The sequence below is a fragment of the Martinezella rhizogenes genome (assembly GCF_007002745.1).
Lineage (GTDB): Bacteria > Pseudomonadota > Alphaproteobacteria > Rhizobiales > Rhizobiaceae > Agrobacterium > Agrobacterium cucumeris.
Genome location: NZ_SGNY01000002.1, coordinates 651,299 through 675,580 on the forward strand (window position 1 = coordinate 651,299; position 24,282 = coordinate 675,580).

The 24,282-nt window shown below is 59.1% G+C and carries 22 protein-coding genes, 1 tRNA gene and 1 pseudogene; 12 read left to right on the forward strand and 12 right to left on the reverse strand.

All coding sequences use genetic code 11. The features are described from left to right. Positions 1-219: 219 nt before the first annotated feature. Complete coding sequence (locus EXN68_RS08795; protein ID WP_142840458.1) at positions 220-1,695, forward strand: DEAD/DEAH box helicase; 1,476 nt, start codon at positions 220-222, stop codon at positions 1,693-1,695. 257 nt (positions 1,696-1,952) lie between these two features. Here the strand turns inward: EXN68_RS08795 and EXN68_RS08800 are convergent, their stop codons facing one another. The 4 genes from EXN68_RS08800 to EXN68_RS08815 all read right to left on the reverse strand — a co-directional run bounded on the left by EXN68_RS08800 (position 1,953) and on the right by EXN68_RS08815 (position 5,251). After that, positions 1,953-2,861, reverse strand: coding sequence for a DMT family transporter (locus EXN68_RS08800; RefSeq protein ID WP_142840459.1), 909 nt, complete (start codon positions 2,859-2,861; stop codon positions 1,953-1,955). Between the two features lie 166 nt (positions 2,862-3,027). Beyond that, entirely contained in the window at positions 3,028-3,417 is a 390-nt protein-coding gene (locus tag EXN68_RS08805; RefSeq protein WP_161991252.1) for a DoxX family protein, read from the reverse strand. 241 nt (positions 3,418-3,658) lie between these two features. Next, complete coding sequence (locus EXN68_RS08810; RefSeq protein ID WP_142840461.1) at positions 3,659-4,276, reverse strand: L,D-transpeptidase; 618 nt, start codon at positions 4,274-4,276, stop codon at positions 3,659-3,661. 78 nt (positions 4,277-4,354) lie between these two features. Next, a complete protein-coding gene (locus tag EXN68_RS08815; RefSeq protein ID WP_142840462.1) occupies positions 4,355-5,251 on the reverse strand; it encodes a DMT family transporter in 897 nt (298 codons plus the stop codon). Between the two features lie 477 nt (positions 5,252-5,728). Here EXN68_RS08815 and EXN68_RS08820 point away from each other — a divergent pair, with 477 nt between their 5' ends. The 7 genes from EXN68_RS08820 to EXN68_RS08850 all read left to right on the forward strand — a co-directional run bounded on the left by EXN68_RS08820 (position 5,729) and on the right by EXN68_RS08850 (position 11,228). Continuing rightward, complete coding sequence (locus tag EXN68_RS08820; protein ID WP_161991253.1) at positions 5,729-7,138, forward strand: circularly permuted type 2 ATP-grasp protein; 1,410 nt, start codon at positions 5,729-5,731, stop codon at positions 7,136-7,138. 3 nt (positions 7,139-7,141) lie between these two features. Next, complete coding sequence (locus EXN68_RS08825) at positions 7,142-8,083, forward strand: alpha-E domain-containing protein (protein ID WP_142840463.1); 942 nt, start codon at positions 7,142-7,144, stop codon at positions 8,081-8,083. 21 nt (positions 8,084-8,104) lie between these two features. Further along, entirely contained in the window at positions 8,105-8,926 is an 822-nt protein-coding gene (locus EXN68_RS08830) for a transglutaminase family protein (protein ID WP_142840464.1), read from the forward strand. Between the two features lie 4 nt (positions 8,927-8,930). Then, complete coding sequence (locus EXN68_RS08835; RefSeq protein WP_142840695.1) at positions 8,931-9,527, forward strand: class I SAM-dependent methyltransferase; 597 nt, start codon at positions 8,931-8,933, stop codon at positions 9,525-9,527. A 118-nt stretch (positions 9,528-9,645) separates the two neighbouring features. Beyond that, positions 9,646-10,110, forward strand: coding sequence for a GNAT family N-acetyltransferase (locus EXN68_RS08840; protein ID WP_161991254.1), 465 nt, complete (start codon positions 9,646-9,648; stop codon positions 10,108-10,110). Positions 10,111-10,159: 49 nt separating this feature from the next. Continuing rightward, positions 10,160-10,576 (forward strand): VOC family protein, encoded by a 417-nt coding sequence (locus EXN68_RS08845; RefSeq protein ID WP_142840466.1) that lies wholly within the window; start codon positions 10,160-10,162, stop codon positions 10,574-10,576. A gap of 19 nt (positions 10,577-10,595) precedes the next feature. Next, complete coding sequence (locus tag EXN68_RS08850; RefSeq protein WP_142840467.1) at positions 10,596-11,228, forward strand: histidine phosphatase family protein; 633 nt, start codon at positions 10,596-10,598, stop codon at positions 11,226-11,228. A 215-nt stretch (positions 11,229-11,443) separates the two neighbouring features. On the opposite strand, the gene araD1 is transcribed toward EXN68_RS08850, so the two are convergent. From araD1 to chvE, 4 genes are all read right to left on the reverse strand, one after another. Beyond that, positions 11,444-12,439: a 2-keto-3-deoxy-L-arabinonate dehydratase AraD1 gene (araD1, locus tag EXN68_RS08860; RefSeq protein WP_161991282.1), complete on the reverse strand. Its 996-nt coding sequence runs from the start codon at positions 12,437-12,439 to the stop codon at positions 11,444-11,446. 115 nt (positions 12,440-12,554) lie between these two features. After that, on the reverse strand, positions 12,555-13,751 hold the full coding sequence (gene gguB / locus EXN68_RS08865; protein WP_142840470.1) for a sugar ABC transporter permease GguB: 1,197 nt from the start codon (positions 13,749-13,751) through the stop codon (positions 12,555-12,557). Further along, positions 13,748-15,286 carry a sugar ABC transporter ATP-binding protein GguA gene (gene gguA / locus EXN68_RS08870; protein WP_142840471.1) on the reverse strand — a complete coding sequence of 513 codons (1,539 nt, stop codon included), beginning with the start codon at positions 15,284-15,286 and terminating at the stop codon, positions 13,748-13,750. The genes gguB and gguA overlap by 4 nt, the downstream gene beginning before the upstream one ends. Before the next feature lie 91 nt (positions 15,287-15,377). Next, on the reverse strand, positions 15,378-16,442 hold the full coding sequence (gene chvE, locus EXN68_RS08875; RefSeq protein WP_142840472.1) for a sugar ABC transporter substrate-binding protein ChvE: 1,065 nt from the start codon (positions 16,440-16,442) through the stop codon (positions 15,378-15,380). Positions 16,443-16,697: 255 nt separating this feature from the next. On the opposite strand from chvE, the gene EXN68_RS08885 reads away from it, so the two are divergent. Together EXN68_RS08885 and EXN68_RS08890 are read left to right on the forward strand one after the other, a co-directional pair. Further along, complete coding sequence (locus EXN68_RS08885; RefSeq protein WP_142840474.1) at positions 16,698-17,702, forward strand: LysR family transcriptional regulator; 1,005 nt, start codon at positions 16,698-16,700, stop codon at positions 17,700-17,702. Positions 17,703-17,805: 103 nt separating this feature from the next. Continuing rightward, positions 17,806-18,267 (forward strand): hypothetical protein, encoded by a 462-nt coding sequence (locus EXN68_RS08890; RefSeq protein ID WP_142840475.1) that lies wholly within the window; start codon positions 17,806-17,808, stop codon positions 18,265-18,267. A gap of 46 nt (positions 18,268-18,313) precedes the next feature. Here the strand turns inward: EXN68_RS08890 and EXN68_RS08895 are convergent, their stop codons facing one another. Together EXN68_RS08895 and EXN68_RS08900 are read right to left on the reverse strand one after the other, a co-directional pair. After that, positions 18,314-18,589, reverse strand: coding sequence for a hypothetical protein (locus tag EXN68_RS08895; protein ID WP_142840476.1), 276 nt, complete (start codon positions 18,587-18,589; stop codon positions 18,314-18,316). A 250-nt stretch (positions 18,590-18,839) separates the two neighbouring features. Beyond that, positions 18,840-19,346: a MarR family winged helix-turn-helix transcriptional regulator gene (locus EXN68_RS08900; protein ID WP_142840477.1), complete on the reverse strand. Its 507-nt coding sequence runs from the start codon at positions 19,344-19,346 to the stop codon at positions 18,840-18,842. Positions 19,347-19,866: 520 nt separating this feature from the next. On the opposite strand from EXN68_RS08900, the gene EXN68_RS08905 reads away from it, so the two are divergent. Next, a tRNA-Arg gene (locus EXN68_RS08905) sits at positions 19,867-19,943 on the forward strand. 324 nt (positions 19,944-20,267) lie between these two features. Further along, a pseudogene (locus EXN68_RS08910) lies at positions 20,268-20,592 on the forward strand (BrnA antitoxin family protein). An 89-nt stretch (positions 20,593-20,681) separates the two neighbouring features. On the opposite strand, the gene EXN68_RS08915 reads toward EXN68_RS08910, so the two are convergent. Both EXN68_RS08915 and EXN68_RS08920 read right to left on the reverse strand, forming a co-directional pair. After that, a complete protein-coding gene (locus EXN68_RS08915) occupies positions 20,682-22,631 on the reverse strand; it encodes a methyl-accepting chemotaxis protein (RefSeq protein ID WP_142840478.1) in 1,950 nt (649 codons plus the stop codon). Between the two features lie 434 nt (positions 22,632-23,065). Then, positions 23,066-24,265 carry an MFS transporter gene (locus tag EXN68_RS08920; protein WP_142840479.1) on the reverse strand — a complete coding sequence of 400 codons (1,200 nt, stop codon included), beginning with the start codon at positions 24,263-24,265 and terminating at the stop codon, positions 23,066-23,068. Positions 24,266-24,282: the final 17 nt, after the last annotated feature.

Sequence of the window (24,282 nt, forward strand, 5' to 3'; positions counted from 1 at the left end):
GAGCTGCAGCGTATGTCCAGAACGACTTGTTCCAAGAGAAATCTGGCCCGCATGAAGGAAAAGCGCAACGAATACAGAAGACGGCATTTGCCGCACTGATGCGCAGAAAGTTATTCCAACCCACAAGTTCCCAATTCACGCGGGGTTCTTGACGCCGAAACCACCGGACAGCAGCCCTGCTCCGGCTGAGTTTGTTTTGGCGCCCCGAAAGGCAATATATTGACCAGTTTTAGCGAACTCGGCCTCTCCGAAAAGATTGTGGCCAGCGTTACCCAGCTTGGCTACACAACCCCGACCCCCATTCAGGCAAAAGCCATTCCGCTGCTGCTCGAAGGCCGTGACCTCATCGGCCTCGCACAGACCGGCACCGGCAAGACCGCAGCCTTCGGCCTGCCGATCATCGAAATGCTGATGAAGCAGGCCGACCGTCCGGCAAACCGCACCACCCGCACGCTGATCCTTGCACCGACCCGCGAACTGGTGAACCAGATCGGCGAAAACCTGCGCTCCTTCGTGAAGAAGACGCCGCTGCGCATCAACCAGGTTGTCGGCGGCGCGTCGATCAACAAGCAGCAGCTGCAGCTCGAAAAAGGCACCGACATCCTCGTCGCCACGCCCGGCCGCCTGCTGGACCTCATCGCCCGCAACGCCATCTCGCTCTCCAAGGTGACGTATCTCGTTCTCGACGAAGCCGACCAGATGCTCGATCTCGGCTTCATCCACGATCTGCGCAAGATTTCCCGCATGGTTCCGCCCAAGCGCCAGACGCTGCTCTTTTCGGCGACCATGCCGAAGGCGATTTCCGAGCTTGCCAGCAACTTCCTGACCGACCCGATCAAGGTCGAGGTCACGCCTCCGGGCAAGGCTGCCGACAAGGTCGAGCAGTACGTGCATTTCGTCGCCGGCAAGAACGACAAGACCGATCTCCTGAAGAAGTCGCTGAACGAGAACCCGGACGGTCGCTCGATCGTTTTCCTGCGCACCAAGCACGGCGCGGAAAAGCTTTACAAGCATCTGGAACATATCGGTTTCAAGGTCGCCTCCATCCACGGCAACAAGAGCCAGGGCCAGCGCGAGCGGGCACTGAAGGGCTTCAAAGATGGTGACATCAAGGTTCTGGTCGCAACCGACGTCGCCGCCCGCGGCATCGATATCCCGGCCGTAACCCACGTCTTCAACTACGACCTGCCGGAAGTGCCTGATGCCTACGTTCACCGCATCGGCCGTACCGCCCGCGCCGGTCGCGACGGCATCGCCATCGCTTTCTGCGCACCGGACGAAACCCGCCTGCTGCACGACATCGAAAAGCTGATGAAGATCGATATCCCGGTCGCATCAGGTGAACGTCCGGCCGGTCTCGCCAGCCCGACGCGCCCCAACAACAACCGTGGCGGCCGCAACAACAACAATGGTGGCCAGCAGCGCGGCCCGCGCGAAGGTGGACGTCACAATGGCGAATCTCGCCCATCCCGCAACCATGCGCCGCGCGATGCGGACAATGATCTGGAAGTCACGTCCGACTTCAAGCGTGTGAAGCAGGCTGAAGGCGACGCAGGTCGTCCGGCCGGCCCCCGCAAGCACCGCCGTCCGGCCCGCAAGCCCGGCGGCAGCGGCGCCAACCGCCACGCACCTGCTGGCGGCAACGGCCAGGAAAAGCGCGCTTCCGGCAACGGCCATCGCGGCCGCAACCGTTAAGTTGCTTCGCGTGGATTGAGGACGCTCGCGGCCCATTTCTTCTCCCCGCCGGGGAGAAGGTGGCCCGAAGGGTCGGATGAGGGGTAAGTCCTCCGAAATCCGGCAACGGCGCCCCCTCATCCCGCTGCCGCGGACTTCTCCCCCTCGGGGAGAAGAAACAAGCGGCACCCGCTCGGTCTACCATGCGGTTGTTCTCTTCCGAGACGCCTTCAGATCACCCCCCGCAAGCCACCAGCCTGCGGGGTTTTTCTTTGCCCTCACCCGCCTTGCACAACCGGTCGACGCCGGGATGGCAGGGTCATGGCCAGCACGCCGGCGATGACACAGACGAGACCCACCCACATGGCAGGTGTCGGCACTTCCCCCAGAAATGCCATGCCGATCGCCACGCCGACCGGCACCCGCAGATAGGCCTGCGATGTGGTGCCGACCGAGCCGAGCGTCTGCATCAGCCGGAAATAGATCATGAAGGCGAGCGCGGTTGAAAAGACGCTCAAACACACAAGCGAAGTGAGCGAGGCGGCCGAAGGCGACAATGTCCACGGTCGGTCAACGACCAGGCTGACGGGCAAAAGCAGCACCGCACCGCAGATCAGCGAGCCAGCAGCCGGCATGATCGGATCAAGCCCCTTGAAGTTCTTGCCGAAGATCGCCGCACAGGCATAGGAAAACGCCGCCATCAGCACGGCGAGCTGGCTCCATATCGCCTCGCCCGCACCACCCAGCGCCTCCATGCCGATGATGAGACACACGCCCGTCATGCCGGCAATGGTGCCGAACAGCTTGCGCCCGCTGACCGCCTCATGCCTGATAACCAGCGCGGTGAGAAGAAAGGTGAAGATCGGCGTCGTGGCATTGAGAATGACGGCAAGCCCGGCGTCGATGCTCTGCTCCGCCCAGGCAATCAGCGTGAAAGGCAACACGCTGTTGATACAGGCCTGAATGAAAAACAGCCGCCAGGTGGCAAAATCTTTCGGCAATCGCAGCCCGCGCAACCGGATCACGACGTAGAGCAGCAGACCCGCAATCAGCGTCCGCGATGCGATGAAGGTGATGGGCGGTATCGTCTCCACCCCGATCTTGATGAACGTATAGGAGGCCGCCCATAGCGTGGACAGAAGCGCGAGCAGCAGCAATTCGCGGGCAATGGGATTTTGAGTGGTCACGGATCGACTTTCCAACAGCGTTCAGGATCAACCGTTCTTAACCCGAAAACAGGCATCTATGCTTCGGTGGCGGCCGAAGTTTTACCGCTTTTCCAAAAAAGAAGCCCCGCACGGCATGACCATGCGGGGCTTCGGTAAAAGGATCGATGCTGATCGGTCGGGCAGATCAGGCCCGGCGTTCATCCGCCGAGAAAGCGCCTGGACCGGCAAAGACCAGATAGAGGAAGACGAAGCAGAACAGGATGGCGGCATCGCCACCGTTCAGGACCGGGAAAACGCTGCTGGGCGCGTGCGCCATGAAATAGGCGACGGCCATCTGACCGGAAAGGATGAAGGCGACCGGTCGTGTGAACAGGCCGATCAGCACGAGAATGCCGCCGACGAGTTCCAGAAGCGCCGCCACCAGCATCAGGGTCGGCAACGAGCCTTCCATCTGCGATGCCGGAAAGCCGAACAGCTTCTGCGTTCCATGTTCGATGAAAAGCAGCGCTGCGATGATGCGCAGTGCCGCAAGAGCATAAGGTCGATAGCGAGAAAGATTGTCGAAAGCTGCCATGTTCATGTGTCCCCGTTGAAGTGGTGCCGCGCTCGATACAGTGCATTCAAGCCTTTATGGATACACGTCTCGAACACCGGAAATCACGTTTCCGATATTGCAGAACTCCCTTAAATACAGAAAGGGAGGCATTCTACACATGGTTGATTTTCCAGCATAAAATTGGCCATCTGCTGAAAAACTCAACTCAAGGGTACAGACATTTTTTGGCGAGGCAAAGGCGGAAAAATCCGCCTCTCCATCACGCCTGCAGCACAACCACCTTGGAGCCAACCGGCACGCGGCTGTAAAGATCGATGATATCGTGGTTGAGCATGCGGATGCAGCCGCTGGACATGGCGTGGCCGATGGATTGCGGCTGGTTGGTGCCGTGCAGGCGGAACATGGTGTCGTTGCCGCCGCGATAGAGATAAAGCGCGCGGGCACCGAGCGGATTGTTCGGGCCGCCCGCCATGCCACCGGCGAATTTCAGATTGCGCGGATCGCGGCGCATCATGTTTGCTGTCGGCGTCCAGGACGGCCACTCGGATTTGCGGCCGATATAGGCGTCGCCCTTCAGCGCAAGACCCTGCCGGCCAACACCGACGCCGTAACGCATGGCGCGACCATCGCCCATGACATAATAGAGTCGCCGTGCCGGCGTATCCACCACCACCGTTCCGGCCGGATGGCTGGTATCGTAGGTGACTTCCTGCCGGCGAAGTTCCGGCTTGACCTTGTCGAGATGCATGGCGGGCAGCGGGAATTTCTCTTCCGGCATCGCCGCATAATTAAGCCTTTGCTGACCGATACCGGTATTTGCGCAGCCGGCCAGAAACAGTGGCAATCCGAACAGAACCCCACGACGTGAAATAGACATGTAACCCCCGCCAAATCATGTGATTAACGAGAGGTATAATTTTATGGTTAACAAACCCCTAATATGAGGTTGTAGTAATTAACCCGCTGCAACCGATGCAGTGGGCCGGCGGTTGGCGAGATAGACCCCCGTGACCGCGAGAACCGTACCGGCAATCATGGCCGGCGTCAGCGTTTCCCCGAACAGCAGCGCAGCTTCCACGGCGGCAAGCGGCGGCACGAGATAGATCAGTGAGGCCGCGCGCGATACCTGCCCACGCCGGATGAGATAAAGAAGCAATGCAACCGCGCCGATGGAAATCGCACCCACCGACCAGCCAAGCGTGGCGGCCAGCCCGAGGCTCCAGTCCACATGCCCGTCTTCCAGTAAAAGCGCAAAGGGAATGGTGACCAGCAGCGCGCCGACATATTGCAGCGTCGCCACCGCCATGATGTTTCCGCCATGGACATATTTCTTCTGGTAGAGCGTGCCATAGGTCACCGACACCATGCCGAGCACATTCACCGCCACGGCATAAAGCGGCACGGACATGCCAAGCGCACCCGTAGCCATGACCTTCGGCAGCACGGCGATGGCAATGCCGGCAAAACCGAGCAGCAAACCGGCACGTTGCATGGGTGAGATTCTCTCGCCAATCATGAAACGGGCGGCCACCGCCGTCATCAGCGGCTGCAGACCAGCGATGATGCCGCCGATCGCCGCCGGCACGCCCTGCCCGATCGCCCACCAGATCATGCCGAGATAAATGCCGTGCAGGAACACGCCGGACAGGATCGCCCGCAGGACATCGGCGCGCTGCTTCGGCCAGGAAATGGCGGACAGCCGGCAGATCGCCCATAATATCAGGCCGGCCAGCAGGTAACGCAGACAGAGGAAGGTCAGCGGCCCGGTATAATAGACGGCATATTTGGCCGTGACCCAGCCGGTCGACCAGAGAAACACGAAGATGGCCGGAGCCAGACGGTCAAGCGACATGGGAACATCCCCTGTGCGGCACAATCCCGCCTCTCGGACATTGCCGGGGATGCAAGACCATGCAGCGAATTGATATTTCGGCCAAGGAACACCGGTGAAAAAGCAGGCCGGCTTGGCACCAGGCCTGTGGCGGCATACACGCCGTTTGCCAAGGCGGTATCGCTATCGCCGCCAAAGGTCAAAGGCGTTTTCGTGATCGCATCTTTCAGTTTTTCTTATGCGGCATCCGCAATCCATCAACCGAAAACGAACGAACAAATTTTGTGCATTCGCCCACGGCGCACACAGCACCATCATGCCCTTCCGCACTGCCGCGCCGCGCAACCATTTTGACGATGCCGCATTTATAGGCTGAAACCGAAATAACGCTTCTTTTTTAAAACTCTAGGGCGAGAAAAAATCTTCATGAGGAGGTCCGCATAGTTCTTGCATTGCATTTGGCCTTGTATTCATATGGTAAAAAAGGGGACATCGAAGTTGGCATTTGACGAAATGATAAATGCGGACGAAACGCCGCGAAGCCCATATGAAAACTATAACGAGTGGTACAGCCGACAGGACAGGTCGCACCTGATCCAGAAATCAAAAGACGCGGAAAACATCTTTCGAAAAACCGGCATTACTTTCGCAGTCTATGGCCATGCCGACAGTTCAGAAAAACTGATCCCCTTCGATATCATCCCGCGCATCATCTCCGGACGTGAGTGGCGCAAACTGGCCCAGGGCATCGAACAGCGCGTTCTCGCCCTCAATGCTTTCCTCGACGATATCTACCACAAGCAGGAAATCATCCGCGCCGGCCGCATCCCACGCGAAATCATCGAGAAAAACGAAGCCTTCCTGCCGGAGATGATCGGTTTCACCCCGCCCGGCGGCGTCTATACCCACATTGTCGGCACAGACATCGTCCGCACCGGCGAAGACCAGTTTTATGTTCTGGAAGACAATGCCCGCACGCCCTCCGGTGTCAGCTACATGCTGGAAAACCGCGAGACGATGATGCAGATGTTCCCGGAACTCTTCCATGAAAACCGCGTGCGGCGGGTGGAGGACTATCCCTATCTGCTGCGGCAATCGCTCGCCTCGCTCGCCCCGCCCGGCTGTTCCGGCAAGCCGCGCGTCGCGGTGCTGACACCCGGCATCTATAATTCCGCCTATTACGAACATTCCTTCCTCGCCGACATGATGGGCGTGGAGCTGGTGGAAGGATCCGACCTGCGTGTCATGGACGGCAAGGTCAAGATGCGCACCACCCGCGGTTATGAGGCAATCGATGTTCTCTATCGCCGCGTCGACGACGACTTCCTCGATCCGCTGACCTTCCGTCCGGATTCGGCGCTCGGCGTGCCCGGCATCATGGATGTCTACCGTGCCGGCAACATCACCATCGCCAATGCCCCCGGCACCGGCATCTCCGACGACAAGGCCGTCTATTCCTACATGCCTGAGATCGTCGAATTTTATACCGGCCGCAAGCCGCTCCTGGAAAACGTGCCGACCTGGCGCTGTTCGGAGCCGGACAGCCTGAAATACGTGCTCGACAATCTTGCCGAACTGGTCGTCAAGGAAGTCCACGGTTCGGGCGGTTACGGCATGCTGGTCGGCCCCACGGCGACAAAAAAGGAACGGGCGCTGTTTGCCGAAAAGCTCAAGGCCCGCCCCTCCAACTATATTGCGCAGCCAACGCTGTCGCTGTCCACCGTGCCGATCATGGTGAAAAACGGCATCGCGCCGCGCCATGTCGATCTGCGCCCTTACGTGCTGGTGTCGGACAAGGTGAAGATCATTCCCGGCGGCCTGACCCGCGTCGCGCTCAAGCAGGGCTCGCTGGTGGTCAATTCCAGCCAGGGCGGCGGCACCAAGGATACATGGGTACTGGAGGACTAAGCCATGCTGGGCAGAACGGCAAACGGGCTCTACTGGATGTTCCGGTACATCGAGCGCGCTGAAAACATCGCCCGGCTGATCGATGCGGGTCTGCGCGTTTCACTGACGCGCTCGGGCAGCGGCGATGAAGACTGGGACGGCGTGTTGCAGAGTGCTGGCGTCCACGAGGCGTTCCTCGAAACACACGACAAGGTGACGACGGCGGATGCGATCGATTATCTCCTGCGCGACAAAGCCAACCCGTCAAGCGTCCTCTCCTGCATCGAGGCGGGCCGCAACAATGCCCGCATGGTGCGCACCGCGCTGACGCGCGAGACATGGGAAGCGACCAACGAATTCTGGATCGAGCTGAAGACCAGCCTCGAGCGCAGGGTGAAGCCGGCGGACATGCCGCAGACCATCGACGGCATCAAACACCGCGCCGGTCTGGTTCGCGGCGCTTTCCACGGCTCGATGCTGCGCAACGATCTCTATAATTTCTCCCGCATCGGCACCTTCATCGAACGGGCCGACAACACCGCCCGCATTCTCGACGTCAAATATTACGTGCTGCTGCCGGCTGTGGCGCATGTCGGTTCCTCGCTCGACAACGCACAATGGGAATCCATCCTGCGCTCGGTCTCGGCGCATCGTTCCTATGGCTGGGTCTATGATGCGGAATACAAGCCGGCCAATATTGCCGACTTCCTCATTCTCAATGGCCGCATGCCGCGTTCGCTCGCCTATTGTTACGAGAAGATAGCCAGCAACCTCAATTACATAGCTGAGGATTACGGCGAAAGGCACCAGGCACATGAGACGGCCGAAAGCATTCGTGACAGCCTGCGCAAGACGACGATCAACCGCGTCATGGATGAAGGTCTGCACGAGTTTCTGGAGAGATTCATAAACCGCAACGGGCAGCTGGGACAGGAAATCATGGAAGGCTACCGCTTTTATCAATAAGCGCGTGGACGGGGACAGCTTATGCGTCTGAAAATCACCCATACGACGGAATATGTCTATGACGAGCCGACGCCCTATGCGTTGCAGCGGCTGCGCCTGACACCGCAGACCGGCCCCTGCCAGACGGTGGAGAACTGGGATGTCTCGGTGGATGGCGCCACCGTCGAAGTGACCTATGACGACCATTTCGGTAACCGGGTTTCGCTAGTGGAAACGGAAGGCCCGCAACGCAAGGTCAAGGTTGTGGCAAGCGGCCTCGTCACCACCGAAGACAGGGCCGGCGTGTTCGGGCACCATATTGGCAATGCGCCGCTCTGGCTCTTCCAGCGCGAGACGCCGCGCACCAAGCCGGGAAAACTGGTGCGTGAGCTGGTAAAAGTCAGCACTGGTGACACTGAACTCTCCCGCCTGCATGACCTCATGGAGAATATTCACCGCAAGGTGGACTATGTGCCGGATGCAACCGATATTGAAACCACGGCGGAAACGGCGCTGGAGGCAGGCAAGGGCGTGTGCCAGGACCATGCCCATATCCTGATTTCCGCAGCGCGGCTGATGGGCCTGCCGGCCCGTTATGTTTCCGGTTATCTGATGATGGAAGAAGTGGAAGAACAGACGGCCACCCACGCCTGGGCCGAGGTGCATCTTCAGGGGCTTGGGTGGGTCGGCTTCGACGCCGCCAACAATATCTGCCCCGATGACCGTTATGTCCGCATCGCGTCGGGCCTGTGCTACCGCGATTGCGCGCCGATATCAGGCATGCGCATCGGCCCCGCCGGTGAGACGCTGAACGTGACTGTCACCGTGCAGCAGTCGCAGAGCCAGAACCAGTCGCAGAGTTGAGATGATGGCCGCCAAAGACGAGGATACGATCGGTTTTTACACCGATAATGCCAACGCCTACACCACCCGGGGACAGGCTCCTGACCGCCCGCATCTGGAGACATTTCTGGCGCAGCTGCCGGAGGGCGCGAGCATTCTTGAGCTCGGATGCGGCGGCGGGCAGGACAGCGAATTCATGCTGGCTGCCGGTTTCGACGTTCACCCCACCGATGGAACACCCGAGATCGCCAAGGCGGCGCAAGCCCGGCTTGGGGTTCCAGTCGTGACATTGCTGTTCGAGGATATTGACGACAGGGAACGTTATGACGGCGTCTGGGCCAATGCCTGCCTGCTGCATGTGCCACGCGCAGCACTTGCCGGCATTATCGGCCGTATTCACGGGGCACTGAAACCGGGCGGTGTATTTTACGCCAGTTTCAAGGCCGGAGAGGCGGAAGGCCGTGACACGTTTGGCCGTTATTACAACTATCCTTCCAAAGCCTGGCTCGAAAATCTCTACGCTCAATTTGGCTGGACGAGCGTCGGGATCACATCCCGTCAAGGCAGCGGTTACGACAAGATGCCGACCGACTGGCTGCATGTGACGGCAACGAAGTCCTGATCCATTTCCGGAACTTGCCGGTTGCGAAAGCGTCTCCCGACCGTTTAAATCGCCGCATTGATTTGAAAGCATGATCCGGCTCCAGCCTGCGGGCAGAAAAGCCGGCCGGGAGACGGTCTTGTACACTATTTCCGACTATTGCGACTGCCAGTCCCATGGCCCCGTCATCGCCGACCGTGTCTGGACGGCGTGGTGGCAGGACAGCGGCCTCAAGGTCGATGATGTCGCCGAGCACCTGAAGGACATGACCAACCCGCACGCCCTGCCCACCGGTTTCGTTGCCCATGACGGTGAAGCTTATGTCGGCTCCGCATTCCTTATCCATTGCGATCTGGAGGAGCGGCCGCAATATCTGCCATGGGTTGCCGCTCTCTGGGTGGAGGAAGACCGACGGCGCTCAGGCGTAGCACGGGCCCTGATGCAGGCCGCCACGCAAAGGGCAGCCAAACTCGGCCACCATACCAGCTACCTGTGCTGCCAGCGCGATCTCGAGACCTATTACGTCAATTGCGGCTGGACGGTTCTGGAACGCGGCGTCGGCAAACACGATCTGACCGTACTGACCTACAGCGCCAAAACATAAGCGTCCCGCCACTTGCCGTGTCGGACGCCCAGTAGATACCGGAGGAAACATGCGCCCGCCAGCAGCCATCATGGAAACCGCAATCTACGTGGATGATCTCGACGCCGCCGAGACCTTTTACCGCGATGTGTTCGGGCTGGAGGTGGTGCGCAGACTGCCCGGCCAATTCGTGTTTTTCAGATGCGGCCGACAAATGCTGCTGATCTTCGATCCGCAGCAATCCCGCCGGGCCGATCCCGACAATCCGATCCCTCGCCACGGCGCGGCGGGCCAGGGCCATTTCTGCTTTTATGCAAAGGATAAATCGGAAGTGGATGGCTGGAAGGACCGGTTCGAAGCGCTTGGAATTCCCGTCGAACATTACCATCGCTGGCCGAATGACAGCTATTCGGTCTATGTCCGCGATCCCGCGGGTAATTCAGTGGAGGTGGGCGAAGGCAAGCTGTGGGGGATTGAGCAGGCCTGAAAATACCGGGAAAAACGCTATGAAGAACATCTTTGTCGTCACGCACACTCAGTCCGTCCACCATGTCGAGAACAAGGTCGGGGGCTGGTATGACACCGAGCTGACACCCAGGGGCAGGGCCGATGCGGAGGCGACAGCCGCCAAGCTTATGGCCTTGATCGGCAGCGCCCCGGTTGAAATCTTCAGCTCCGATCTTCTCCGAGCCTCCCAGACAGCTGCAATCGTCGCTGAACACCTCAAGCACCCTTTTGAAACCACGCATGACCTGCGGGAAATAAGCTATGGTTCAGCCGGCGGCATGCCGCAGGAATGGCTCGACGCCCGCCAGATCCCCGCCCCTCATCATAACCGTTTGGATCATCGCGGCGGAATTGCCGACGGAGAAACGAGACGCGAAGTGGCGGAAAGGGTGTACCGCTCCGTGAATACCATTATATCACGCCCCTGCCCCACGCAGGTCATCGTTACCCATGGCTTTGCTCTTACCTTCGTCATCGCGGCATGGATCAAGATGCCGATCGAAAACGTCGGCCATGTCAGTTTTCCGGCGCGGTCTGGAAGCATCACGCATTTGAAGGAAGACGACTATTGGCAAAATCGCGCCGTCGTTTCACTGGCGGATGTTGCGCATCTGACAGACGACGACGGTTGAGACGCAATCGCCTGAACATTGCCCGCGCGCGAAGGGACAATTGGACATAAGGCCTGACCTTCAGCGTCATCCTCGGGCTTGACCCGAGGATCCAACCACGTCTCACGGGTCAGTCTGTTGCCGATCCTCGGGCCAAGCCCGAGGATGAGGTCGAGGGGTGGGACTACCATGTGATGGCCCCACCCCCTTTGGCATTCTCAAAATCAGCCCGCAGATCAGATCTGCCGAACAGCGATCTCTTCTTCCGCGTCCACGGCCAGCGGGTTCTTCAGCGGCAGGCCGAAACCGGCTGCCTCGATCTCGAAGACGTCGCCCGCTTCCGGCTTGATGCCGTCTGCGAAGGAGAGCGTGGCCGTGCCGAACATGTGCACATGCACGTCGCCCGGCGCACGGAACAGGCCGTATTTGAAGTGGTGATATTCGAGGTTCGCGAAGGTATGGGACATGTTGTCCTCACCCGAAACGAACGGCTTTTCGAAGACGACCTTGTCGCCGCGGCGGATGCGCGAGGTGCCGCGAATATCCGAAGGTGCCGCACCAACGCGGATTTCCGGGCCAAAGCTTGCAGGGCGCAGCTTGGAGTGGGCGAGGTAGAGATAGTTGACCCGCTCGGTGACGTGATCGGAAAACTCGTTGGAGACGGCAAAGCCGATGCGCACGGGCTCGCCCTTATCCGAAATGACGTAGATGCCGGCCATCTCGGGCTCTTCGCCGCCATCCAGCGCGAAGGATGGCGAGGTGAGCGCCGCACCGGGTGCTGCAGCCACATGGCCGTTGCCCTTGTAGAACCACTCGGGCTGTACGCCCTTTTCACCGGCCTTCGGCTTGCCGTTTTCCAGACCCATGCGGAACATCTTCATGGAATCCGTCAGGCTTTCCTCGGCGGCTTCCGTGGTCTTCTTGTGCATGCTGTCGCGGGTTGCGGCCGAGCCGAGATGGGTGAGGCCCGTGCCGGTCAGATGCAGATGCGCCGGATCGGGATGGGTGATCGGCGGCAGGAAACGGCCCTCGGCATAGGCCTTTTCGAGATCGACGGCATCGCCCAGACCATGGGCGGAAACAACGTCGGCAAGGCTCTTGCCGCTATTGGCGGCTTCCATGGCAAGCGCGTAGACCGAACCGGCACCCTTGACCGCCTGCGCCTGTCCGCCGTCTTCGCGAACCGCTACAATGATTTTGCCACTGGCATCTTTGATCTGTGAAATGAGCACGGGTTTTCCTTCCTGCGGCGCCATGCGCCTTATCCGCTACGGCGCATCGCGCCTGCATCTTATGAAAGTGGCCGGAAACCGGCCACTTTTTTGACTTGCGATTTGGTTGGGCCGATCAGCCCTTGTTCTTGTTGTAGACGTCGAAGAACACGGCAGCGAGCAGCACGAGGCCCTTGACCATCTGCTGGAAGTCGATGCCGAGACCGACGATCGACATGCCGTTGTTCATGACGCCCATGATGAAGGCGCCGATGACCGCACCGGTGATCTTGCCAACACCGCCGGAGGCCGAAGCACCGCCGATGAAGCAGGCCGCGATCACGTCAAGCTCGAAGCCCACACCGGCCTTCGGCGTCGCCGAGTTGAGGCGGGTCGCGATGATCATGCCGGCAAGACCGGCCAGCACGCCCATGTTGACAAAGGTGAGGAAGCTGAGGCGTTCGGTGTTGATACCGGAAAGCTTGGTTGCCTTCTCATTGCCGCCCATGGCGTAGACACGGCGACCGATGGTCGTGCGGCGCGTCACGAAGCTGTAGAGCGCGATGAGGACCAGCATCACGATCAGCACGTTCGGCAGGCCGCGATAGGTGGACAGCTGGTAACCCAGGAACAGGATAGCGCCTGAGATCAGCAGATTCTGCACGATGAAGAAACCGAACGGCTCCACGTCGATGCCATGCTTCACGTTCACCACGCGGCGGCGCCACGCCAGATAAAACAGCGCCACGGTGATCAGCACGGTCAGGATCATCGAGGTGGTGTTGAGACCTTCGATACCACCGATGTCAGGCAGGAAGCCCGTGCTGATGATCTGGAAGTCGGTCGGGAAAGGACCGATGTTCTTGCCGCCGAGCACGAACAGCGTCAGGCCGCGGAACACCAGCATGCCCGCCAAGGTCACGATGAAGGACGGAATACGGTGATAGGCGATCCAGTAACCCTGGGCAGCACCGATGATGCCGCCGATGACGAGACAAATCAGCGCCGCCAGAAACGGGTTCATGCCCCATTGCACGGTCAATATCGCCGCTATCGCGCCGACGAAGGCGACGATGGAGCCGACCGAAAGGTCGATATGCCCGGCAACGATGACCAGCAGCATGCCCAGCGCCATGATGACGATGAACGAGTTCTGCAGGATGAGGTTGGTGAGGTTGACCGGACGGAACAGGATGCCGCCAGTGTAGAACTGGAAGAAAACCATGATGGCGACGAGCGCGATCAGCATGCCATATTCGCGGATATTCGAGCGAATATAGGATGAGATCGAGATGACGTTACTTTCTTCGCTTGTTGTGTTTGCCGAACTCATGAGTTCTTCTCCCCTGAGCGCATGATAGCGCGCATGATGCTTTCCTGGCTCGCCTCTCCCTTCGGCAATTCAGCGACGATGCGGCCTTCGTTCATGACGTAGATGCGGTCGCAATTGCCGAGCAGTTCGGGCATTTCCGATGATATCATCAGAACGCCTTTGCCGTCGGCAGCGAGCTGGTTGATGATAGTGTAAATTTCATATTTAGCGCCGACATCGATGCCGCGGGTCGGCTCGTCGAGGATCAGCACGTCAGGATCGGAGAACAGCCACTTGGACAGCACCACCTTCTGCTGGTTGCCGCCCGAAAGATTGACCGTTTCCTGAAAGATGCCCGAAGACCGGATGCGCAGGCGCGTGCGGAAATCGCTCGCCACCTTCATTTCCTTGATGTCGTCTATGACGCTGGCCTTGGACACGCCGGCCAGGTTGGCAAGCGTGGTGTTGTGCAGGATGTTGTCGTTGAGCACGAGGCCGAGATGTTTGCGGTCTTCCGTCACATAGGCAAGACCGGCATCGATGGCGCGGCGCACGGTGCTGACATCCACGGGCTTGCCGTGGATCAGCACTTCACCGCTGATCTTGTGGCCGTAGGACTTGCCGAACACGCTCATCGCGAATTCAGTGCGCCCTGCCCCCATCAGCCCGGCAATGCCGACGACTTCGCCCTTGCGCACGGTGACGTTGATATCGTGCAGAACCTTCCGGTCACGGTGCTGCTGGTGATAGGCGTTCCAGTTCTTCACTTCGAGAATGGTCTCGCCGATCGGCACATCGCGTGGCGGATAACGATCTTCGAGATCACGCCCCACCATGTTGCGGATGATGACATCCTCGCTGATTTCTTCCTGATGACAGTCGAGCGTCTTCACCGTCATGCCATCACGCAAAACGGTGATCTGGTCGGCCACCTTGCGCACTTCGTTGAGCTTGTGGGTGATGATGATCGAGGTCATGCCCTGCTTGCGGAATTCGATCAAAAGGTTGAGCAGCGCCTCGGAATCGCTTTCGTTGAGCGAGGCGGTCGGCTCGTCGAGGATGAGCAGCTTCACGCTCTTCGACAATGCCTTGGCGATTTCCACCAGCTGCTGCTTGCCCACACCGATATCGGTGATCAGCGTCTCCGGCGATTCCTTCAGGCCCACCTTCTTTAACAGTTCGCGGGTCCGGTTGAAGGTCTGCTGCCAGCTGATGACGCCGTTCGAGGCGACCTCGTTGCCGAGGAAGATGTTTTCCGCAATCGACAGGAGCGGCACCAATGCCAGTTCCTGGTGAATGATGATGATACCAATATCTTCGCTATCATTGATGGCGCGAAAATTCCGCACTGCGCCTTCATAGTGGATTTCGCCCTCATAGGTGCCGGCGGGATAAACACCGGAAAGGACCTTCATCAAGGTCGACTTCCCCGCGCCGTTCTCACCGACGAGTGCGTGGATCTCACCCTCTTTAACCTTGAGGTTGACGTTCTCAAGCGCTTTCACGCCCGGAAACGTCTTGGTGATGTTCCGCATTTCGAGAATGGTATTGGCCATATCGCAATCCAGCGCCCGATTAATTTCGGCGTTTTTATTTTTATGGAAAAACGGGGATGACGCCAAGTCATCCCCGCATGTGTCTTCAGGCTTATTTCAGCTGGTCTTCTTTGTAATAACCGCCATCAACGAGAACCTGCTTGTAGTTCTCCTTGGTCACGGCAACCGGCTTCAGCAGGTAGGACGGAACGACCTTGACGCCATTTTCATAGGTCTTGGTGTCGTTTACCTCAGGCTCCTTGCCCTGCAGAACGGCATTCACCATGTCGACGGTAACCTTCGCGAGTTCGCGGGTGTCCTTGAAAATGGTGGAATACTGTTCGCCTGCAATGATCGACTTGACCGACGGGACTTCAGCGTCCTGACCGGAAACGACCGGCAGCGGCTGGTCCTTCGAACCATAACCAACGCCCTTCAGCGAGGAGATGATGCCGATGGACAGACCGTCGTAAGGCGACAGAACGGCGTCAACCTTGGCGTCGGTGTAATAAGCCGACAGCAGGTTATCCATACGGGCCTGGGCCGTTGCCGGATCCCAACGCAGCGTACCGACCTTGTCCATGCCCATCTGGCCGGACTTCACGACCAGCTTGCCGCTGTCGATGTAAGGCTTCAGAACCGACATTGCGCCGTCATAGAAGAAGAAGGCGTTGTTATCGTCAGGAGAACCGCCGAACAGCTCGATGTTGAAGGGACCCTTGCCGTCCTTCAGGCCAAGCTTGTCAACGATCGAAGTCGCCTGCAGAACGCCAACCTGGAAGTTGTCGAACGTTGCGTAGTAGCTGACGTCGCCGCTGTTGCGGATAAGGCGGTCATAAGCGATGACCTTGATGCCCTGCTCGCCAGCCTGCTTCAGAACGTCCGAAAGCGTGGTGCCGTCGATCGAGGCGATCACGAGGACTTTCACGCCCTTGGTGACCATGTTTTCGATCTGGGACAGCTGGTTCGGAATGTCGTCGTCGGCATATTGCAGGTCGGTCGTGTAACCGGCTTCCTGCAGCTGCTTGACGATGTTGTTGCCGTCATCGATCCAGCGAGCGGAAGACTTGGTCGGCATGGCAATGCCGACGGAACCCTTGTCCTGTGCGAAAGCCGGTGCTGCGAAGGAAGCAGCACCGATGGCACAAGCCGCCATCAGCGAAATAATGGACTTCATTAACTCTCTCCCTTGAACCCTTTTCTGGCACCCGCATGTTGCGGCGCACCATGAAATTCATGCCGTCAGAGGAAGGAGCCGCGTTCGGCCCGTTCCGATCTCGCAGCTGCGAAATGGAACAGATGCCGCTCCTCCCCGGCATCCCGCAAACTGTTCTGAATCCATATAACTGTCAAATAGAATATATCGGCTTACCTATATCAATTATGCTATATTAAATCGATACAATAACCGATGAGGGGTATAAAACGGCGAATGAACAACCAAAAAGTGTATGAGCAGACGCAAACAACAGACGCGCTTTTCGTCTTTGAAGACAACCCGCTTCTGCGCGCCGGATTGAAGATGAGCCATCTGCGCATGCTGGTCATGATCGAGGAACACGGGCAGGTCAGCGCCGCCGCAGCGGCCATGAACATAACACAGCCGGCGGCCTCGCGCATGCTTTCCGAAATGGAAGCCATCGTCAAAAGCCCGCTCTGTCAAAGGGCCTCGCGCGGCGTGGTGCTGACCAAATTCGGCGAGGCACTGGCCCGTCGGGCGCGCACCATATTGCTGGAGCTGCGCGAGGCGAGCCGCGAGCTTAACCAGATGAAATCCGGCAGCGGCGGCTCGGTCTATATCGGCGCCGTCACGGCACCCGCCATCAGCCTTGTGGTTCCCGCCATCAAGCGGGCGACGGACACCTATCCCGGCATCGAGATCAACGTGCAGGTGGAAAGCAGCAATGTGCTGGCCCGGGAGTTGCTGGCCGCGCGTCACGATTTCATCATCGGCCGCATTCCTGACGATTTCGACCCCGGCCTGTTTTCCATCCATGAAATCGGCATCGAGCGCGCCTGTCTGGTGGTCGGCGAAGGCCACCCCCTGCTTGGCGGCGAGCCGGTAACGTTGAACGATCTTTCCGCCTACGATTGGGTTTTCCAGCCGCCGGGCGCCCTGCTGCGCAGAACGATGGAGGACGTGTTCCTCACCCATGGCGTTGCCATGCCGCGCAATATCATCAACACGCCGTCCATGCTTCTGACGCTCGCGCTGATCTGCAACACCAATGCAATTGCGCCGATCGCGCAGGACATGGCCGAATTCGTGGCCGGCCAGCAGGCCGGCATCGGCCGCACCCGCATCCTGCCGACGGATTTCGAACTTGTGGTCAAGCCTTACAGCATCATCACCACCAAAGGCCGTGTTTTGCCGCCCAGCGCCCGGCTGCTTTACGATCTGGTACTGGATGAAAGCCGAAAGCTGACGGGACCATGATGATGGCCGCCTGACGACGGGCCCACGACGAGGTGGCAAGCCAGACGCCACCTTCATCTTATAAACAGCCTGGATTTATGAGCCGGCACAGGGGAACAGCCGCATGCTTTTCGGACAATCCGTCTTCCAGTCGGTCGTCGAAAGACTGAAGCAGGAAAGAGAAGAGGAAGCCGCGGAACCGCCGCCGCCTGCCCGTCATCGCATCGCCGGTTTCAATTCCAGCTTCGTCGTCGGCACGCCTTCTGCTGCACCGCAACCGGTCAATGGCGGTCTCGATGCCTATCTCGCCTTTCTGGCCGACCCGGCACCGCCGCCTGAACCCCAGCCGGAGCCAGAGCCGGAACCCATGCCGGCCCATCTCGAAAAGACCTCGCTCGCGGATGTGTCAATGGAACTGGCGATCCATGAAACCGACACCGCCGCAACGCTTGCGGAAAAACGCCGCGCCTTTGCCCGTCTCAACCACCCCGACGGCGTGAAACCGGAATTCCGGCACAATGCGACCCTGCGCATGACCGCGGCAAATCTGCTGATCGACCAGGCGATCCGGATGCTGAAAACTTAAATAGTGGAATGCGAGGCAGCGATGCCTGCAGGAGGATATGCCGCTGTCAGCCGGCGTCGTTTTTATCGACGGGCGCGTTATCGGCGGGTTCGTCTGGCGCAGCCTTGTCCGCTCCGCCCTTGGCCGCATCATCAACGCTCACGGGTTTGAATTTCACTAAAAGCTCATAGGCCGCATAGGCGGCGATGCCGCCGACGATCGTGCCCCAGAAAAATTCGCGATTGACGAATTCGATCACCGCCCAGGCCGCACAGAAACCGACGATCAGCAACCTGACCCATAAAGGGCGATAAAGCGGATGGCTGGTATCGATGTTCAGCATGGCGTTCCCGTTTCCGGCCTTTTCCGCCACACCGCGCTCTTACGGCATCGGGTGACCAAAGGCATATGCAGGTCGTCTTGGCCGTTTCACAGGAAAATTGCAACGCAAATCGAGCCGCCACCGATCAGGCTGTCGTGAAAATACCGGAACGGCAAATCACCATGCACAACCCGGCGAGCCGGAGGTTAGGCCCGACCCGCACTTTCCGGGTCGTTGCTCGCAGAGCAGTCCCCGTCGACGAGAGCCCCGCTTAGTCCCGCAGACGTCCAAGCAGCGACAGCAGCTGGTCGCGGGCTTTCTTGCCGCCAATCCTGTCGATCAGCTTTTCCTCACGGTCGCGCCATGAATCGGAAAGGCTGTCGAGAAGGCGGCTGCCTTCCTCGGTCATGTCGAGAAAATGAACACGCCTGTCCTCTTCCGACCGGCGGCGGACAAGCAGCCCCTTGTCTTCCATGCTGTCGACGATCGCGACGAAATTGGCGCGCTGGATGCCGAGCGCTTCCGCCACATCGCTCTGTTTCAGGCCCGGATTGCCACCAACAATGACGAGAACCGAAAAATCAGCCGGTCGCAATCCCCGTTCCGCCAGCACATCGGAGAACCCATTTGCCACGGCAAGTTGCGAGTGCCGTAAATGATAGCCGATCGCCGTCGTCAACAGTCCATAGTCAATTGCCGTAAGATGCACCGGTTCCACTCCGTCGCTTTCGGCCTTTTCCGCCCGCGGCCCGTTGCTATGTGCCAATCGCAAAGCCATCCGATCCCCCGCTTGATTCGTTCCTTTACCCTGCCGAAATCATAACCGACAACGTTCCAAAACTGTATCCCAAATAAATGTAGATGATACTAATATTGTATAATAATTTGACAGTTAATCCGCAAAAACCCAAACCTCGCCTCCAGGCCGCCATCCGGAGGCCGGGAAAAATATGACTATTTACCCGCCGATTTTGAGGGTATCGCACGGCCCGCCGCACCGTGTTTGAAAGGCATCGCGCCAATCCCGGCGCCTGCCCGTGGTGGCGGCAAAACAGCAACAGGATCAGGCGATAACATACTACTTATAGGGGAAACCCGATTTCAACAGAAAAAGCAATACGCCAAACGACGCATTGTTTCCGGAACCCGCACAAAGGCATCAGCACCCCACAACAAACCGCGTCTCACCCCGGCAGAAAAACACGTGCCGTTTCGCAAATCTCTGATTTTTAGACATTGATGCGGAAAGAAAGCTGGGGTATGAACCAACCGCTGCACGCGATTCAAGCGTGACCGCTGCACCCGTAGCTCAGCTGGATAGAGTGTTGGATTCCGATTCCAAAGGTCACAGGTTCGAATCCTGTCGGGTGCGCCATTATTTCAATCACTTGGCAAATGAGATTGAAACTATCTCACCCGAAAGGGAGCGCGCCGCTGCGCCCAAGGGTAAAGTCCCTCCATTGTTTCTAATGGCGCTGTAAGCGCCCATGACAAACCCGCGCCGATCGGTATCGGGCAGGCAGATCGCCGATTGAATTTTTCGCAGGCTCCATTGTCATATCGGCCAATGAAAACCGCTTTATGGCCGTGGGTGAATTTGAGGGACGTATCATTGTCGCGGTTTTTTTCGCCCGTTGGGCTCGCAGTGCCTGTCCGTGATTTCAATGCGGCCAGCCAGCGCCAGGGAAAGGAGGCTCTGATGCCTGTTAAATTTTCTTCGAAACGTTTGCTCACGCAAAAGGAAGAGGTGGAAGTCCAGCGGATGATCGCATCTGATGCGGATGCCCCCGGAAGCCACGGACGAACAAGTCGCCCTGGCAAAGCCATTTCGCAAGTTTTTCCCTGGCCTTGGAAAAAGCATCGATCGGGAACTCGCCCGTCGCGGCAGGCCAAAAGCGGAAACGTTGAAAACGCCCGTTACGATCCGGCTCGACCCCGAAGTTGTGGAGCAACACAAAGCCATGGGTAAGGTTTGGCAGTCGCGCATAAACAGCGACTTGAGAAAGCTGTCCGGTCTTCATTGAGCCCGCAATACAAAGCCGCCCAACGTTAACCTCCTTGAACATCGGCGGAGATATCCCCGCCGACGTTCCTGCAAATAACCGACCGTCGCTTAAAACTCCTGCCAGTCATCCTTTGACGTATCCACCGCCGCATTGCCGGAGAAGGCGGAGGCGAGCTTGCGGCCCAGCGCGCGGACGGGGGATGCGACCGGCCTGTCGTTGCCGCCGGCATTGCGAACCGGAGCGGGCTGGCTCTTCTGCTGATAGGCGGCTTCACCAAGCCTGAACTGCGAGAGCAGCTGGTTAAGCGAGGCGACCTCCTTGGCGAGGCTGTGGCTTGCGGCATTGGTTTCTTCCACCATCGCCGCATTTTTCTGCGTGTCCTGATCCATCTGGTTGACGGCCGTATTGATCTGCTGGAGGCCGGAAGACTGCTCCTGTGCGGATTCGACGATGGAAACCACGTGCCGGTTGATCTCCTGCACTTCCGAGACGATGGTCGCCAGCGCCTTGCCGGTGTCGCCCACCAGCTGAACACCCTGCTGCACCTGATCGTTGGACGTGGTGATCAGCGCCTTGATTTCCTTCGCCGCACTGGCGGAGCGCTGCGCAAGCTCGCGCACTTCCTGTGCGACGACAGCAAATCCCTTGCCGGCCTCGCCCGCACGCGCGGCCTCCACACCGGCATTCAGCGCCAGAAGATTGGTCTGGAAGGCGATTTCGTCGATCACACCGATGATATTGCTGATCTCATTGGCGGATTTGGCAATCTGTTCCATGGCGACCACGGCGCGGCGCACCACTTCGCCGGATTGTTCGGCACCCGCCTTGGCGCGGCTGACGATCTGGCCGGCTTCTTGCGCGCGCTTGGTGGAATCGCGCACCGTGGTGGTGATCTCTTCCAGGGCGGCGGCGGTTTCTTCCACGGCTGCGGCCTGCTGTTCCGTGCGCTTGGCAAGATCATCGGCGGCCGATTTGATCTCGTTTGCGCCGGCACCGATGCCACCGGCATTCTGCGCAACCTTGGTCAGCGCGCCCTGCAGCTTTTCAGCCGACATGTTGAAGTCGTTGCGAACGCCATCCAGCGCTGCCGTGAACGGCTGGCCGATGCGATAGGAAACATCGCCTTCGGACAGTTTCGACAGACCTGCAGCGAGATTATCGACTGCGAACTTAACGTCAGCCGCTTCGCGCGCCTTCTGCTGCTCACGCTCGATGCGGTCCTTTTCCGAAAGGCTACGATTGGCTTCGGTTTCCTGCTCGAGACGAATACGCTCGAGCGCATTTTCGCGGAATACCTGAACGGCTTTGGCCATCTGGCCGACTTCGTCTCCGCGGCCCGTGCCGTCGATTTCCGCCGCCGTCTCGCCGCCGGCCAACGCTACCATCCGTTCGCGCAGGCGGGCAATCGGCGCGGTGATGCCACGCGACGCCACGAAAATCGCCAGAATGACACCGATGGAGAAAACAAATCCGATCGCGGCAAGCGATGTCAGGATCGTCGAATTGGTCTGGTCCGTCAGATCGTCACTACCCTTGATGACGCCTTTCGCCAGCTTGTCCAGCAGCGCCGCCATCTCAACCGCGGCGGGGCGAATGGAGGCATCAGCCTTCAGCATCTCCGCTGCCGCTTCCGCGGAGCGATCTGCGATGCCAAATTCGACCGCCTTGTCGGTAATCGCGGTAATCTCCTGCGATTTCGCCATAAAGCCGTTGATTGCAGTCGCCTCTTCGGGAAAGGCCGCCTTCACATTGTTGAGGCGCATCACCAGCAGCCGCTTGCTCTCGGCATAAAATTCCCTGGCAACCTTGATATCCGGCCCGCTCGCATCATAGGCCATCACCTGATAGGCACCATAGGCAACCGCGGCGAGATTTCGGTTGGCCCGCGCAAGCTCCACCAGAGCGGCGTTGTCATTGGCAATGAAGAACGAATAGGCCGTATCCGCCTCCTTGTAACGGCTGGACATGAAGGCGGTCGCGGCGAGACCGACGATGCAGAGCGGCAGAATAAGCGACAGGATTTTGGTGCGAATGCTGGCGTTTTGAAGGAAAGACACGGAAACCTCACGTCAATGAAAAACCGCTCCTTCCCCGTGCCGGAGGTGTTCGGCAAAACTGACATTGCACGTCGAACGCCTCGATCATTGAGGCTTCGCGAGACGCATCACCGGCCCGAGCCGCGATTTGCATCATGCATGCGCCCGCCAAAAGTGATGCCCGCCCATCAAATATCGACAGGTTACCTTCTAAAGCACAGGCGACCCGAAAGAGAGCGGAGGCGCATTTCGAGAGAAATGGAGCGCGGCCAATTTGCTGGATGCCGATCACCATTCCTTGTTCGATAAAATGATTATAGTCAAAAACTTTACAATTCCTTCATGTCCCTCGGGCCTGCAGAATATTAGGATTATAAAGCGGCGACAGGTATTTCTGCCGCCTGCTTTGCCGAACGAAGCGGCGCCTGCAACACGCATCCACCGCCCCCGGCCCATCATCCGCTTCGGGCAAAAGTCCGCGCTTTGCGCATCATCGTCCAGCGCTGAACCAGTGCGGCCAGCAGGGCAAGACCGGCCATGGCGGCAAAGACCACCGCGATATCGCGATAGGCCGTTGCAAAACCGAACCGGGCAATCCACGGCTGGCTCGCCAGCGGCGAGATGAAATGTCCGAGGAACATCGATGCCGTGACGATGCCGGCGATACGCCCGCGCAGCCGCAGCGGTGCAAGCATGATCGTCGTGGACATGATGGCCGGCATCACAAGGCCAAGACCAAGCCCCGCCACGCCAACCGCCGACAGCATGAATACCAGCCCGTCTGCCATGGCAAGCAGCGCAAATCCCGTCGCCATCAGCACCAGCCCGACGGCAAGAATGGCGGCCACACCCATATGGCTGCGCAATCTTGCAAAATTGAGCGCCGTCAGCGCACCCGCCAGATTGAAGATGCCAATCGCATATCCCGCAACACTGCCGGAAAACACGCCGAGTTCACGCATGAAAAACGGCAATTGCGAAGGGATGGTGTAAAACAGCGCGTTGACGAGAAACACTGCCGCCGCCAGCACGGCCACCAGAGGCCAATTGACGGCAAAAGCCGGCCCGCCCTCGCCGCCGCGGCTATCACCCCTCGCCGGTTCCTTCAGGAAAAGCAGGGCCGCCGGCAGAATGAGCAGGGCGATGGCATAGACCGCAAAGGGTGCGCGCCAGTGAATATCTGCCAGCAATCCACCCGCGACGACGAAAAAGACACCGCCAAGCTGGGTGAAAGCCTGCTGCAGCCCCAGATAACGCTCCCGTGCCGGCCCCTCGAAATAGTCGCCCACCAGCGCCGTGCCGATCGTCATGATGCCGCCGATCGCCAGACCCAGAAACGCCCGTCCAACGAGCAGACCCGCAAGGCTATCGGCAAAAAGACCGGATATGCCGGAAAGGCTGTAAAGCAGGATGGCACCCAGCAGCAGCCGTTTGCGGCCGAAGCGGTCCGCCAGCATTCCGGCGACGGGCGCGCAGAGCGCAACGAAAACCGATGGCAAGGTCAACACCATACGGCTCAACAGCCCGACATTGGCTGTCGACAGGAAGTTCTGTTCGATGGCGGGCAGCGAGGGCGCAACCGTCGTTCCGGCCATGATGGTGAGTGTGGCGACAAACAGCAGGGTGATTTTCAGCGCCGTGGAATTTTCAGCCATCGTCACGCCTCCCTGGA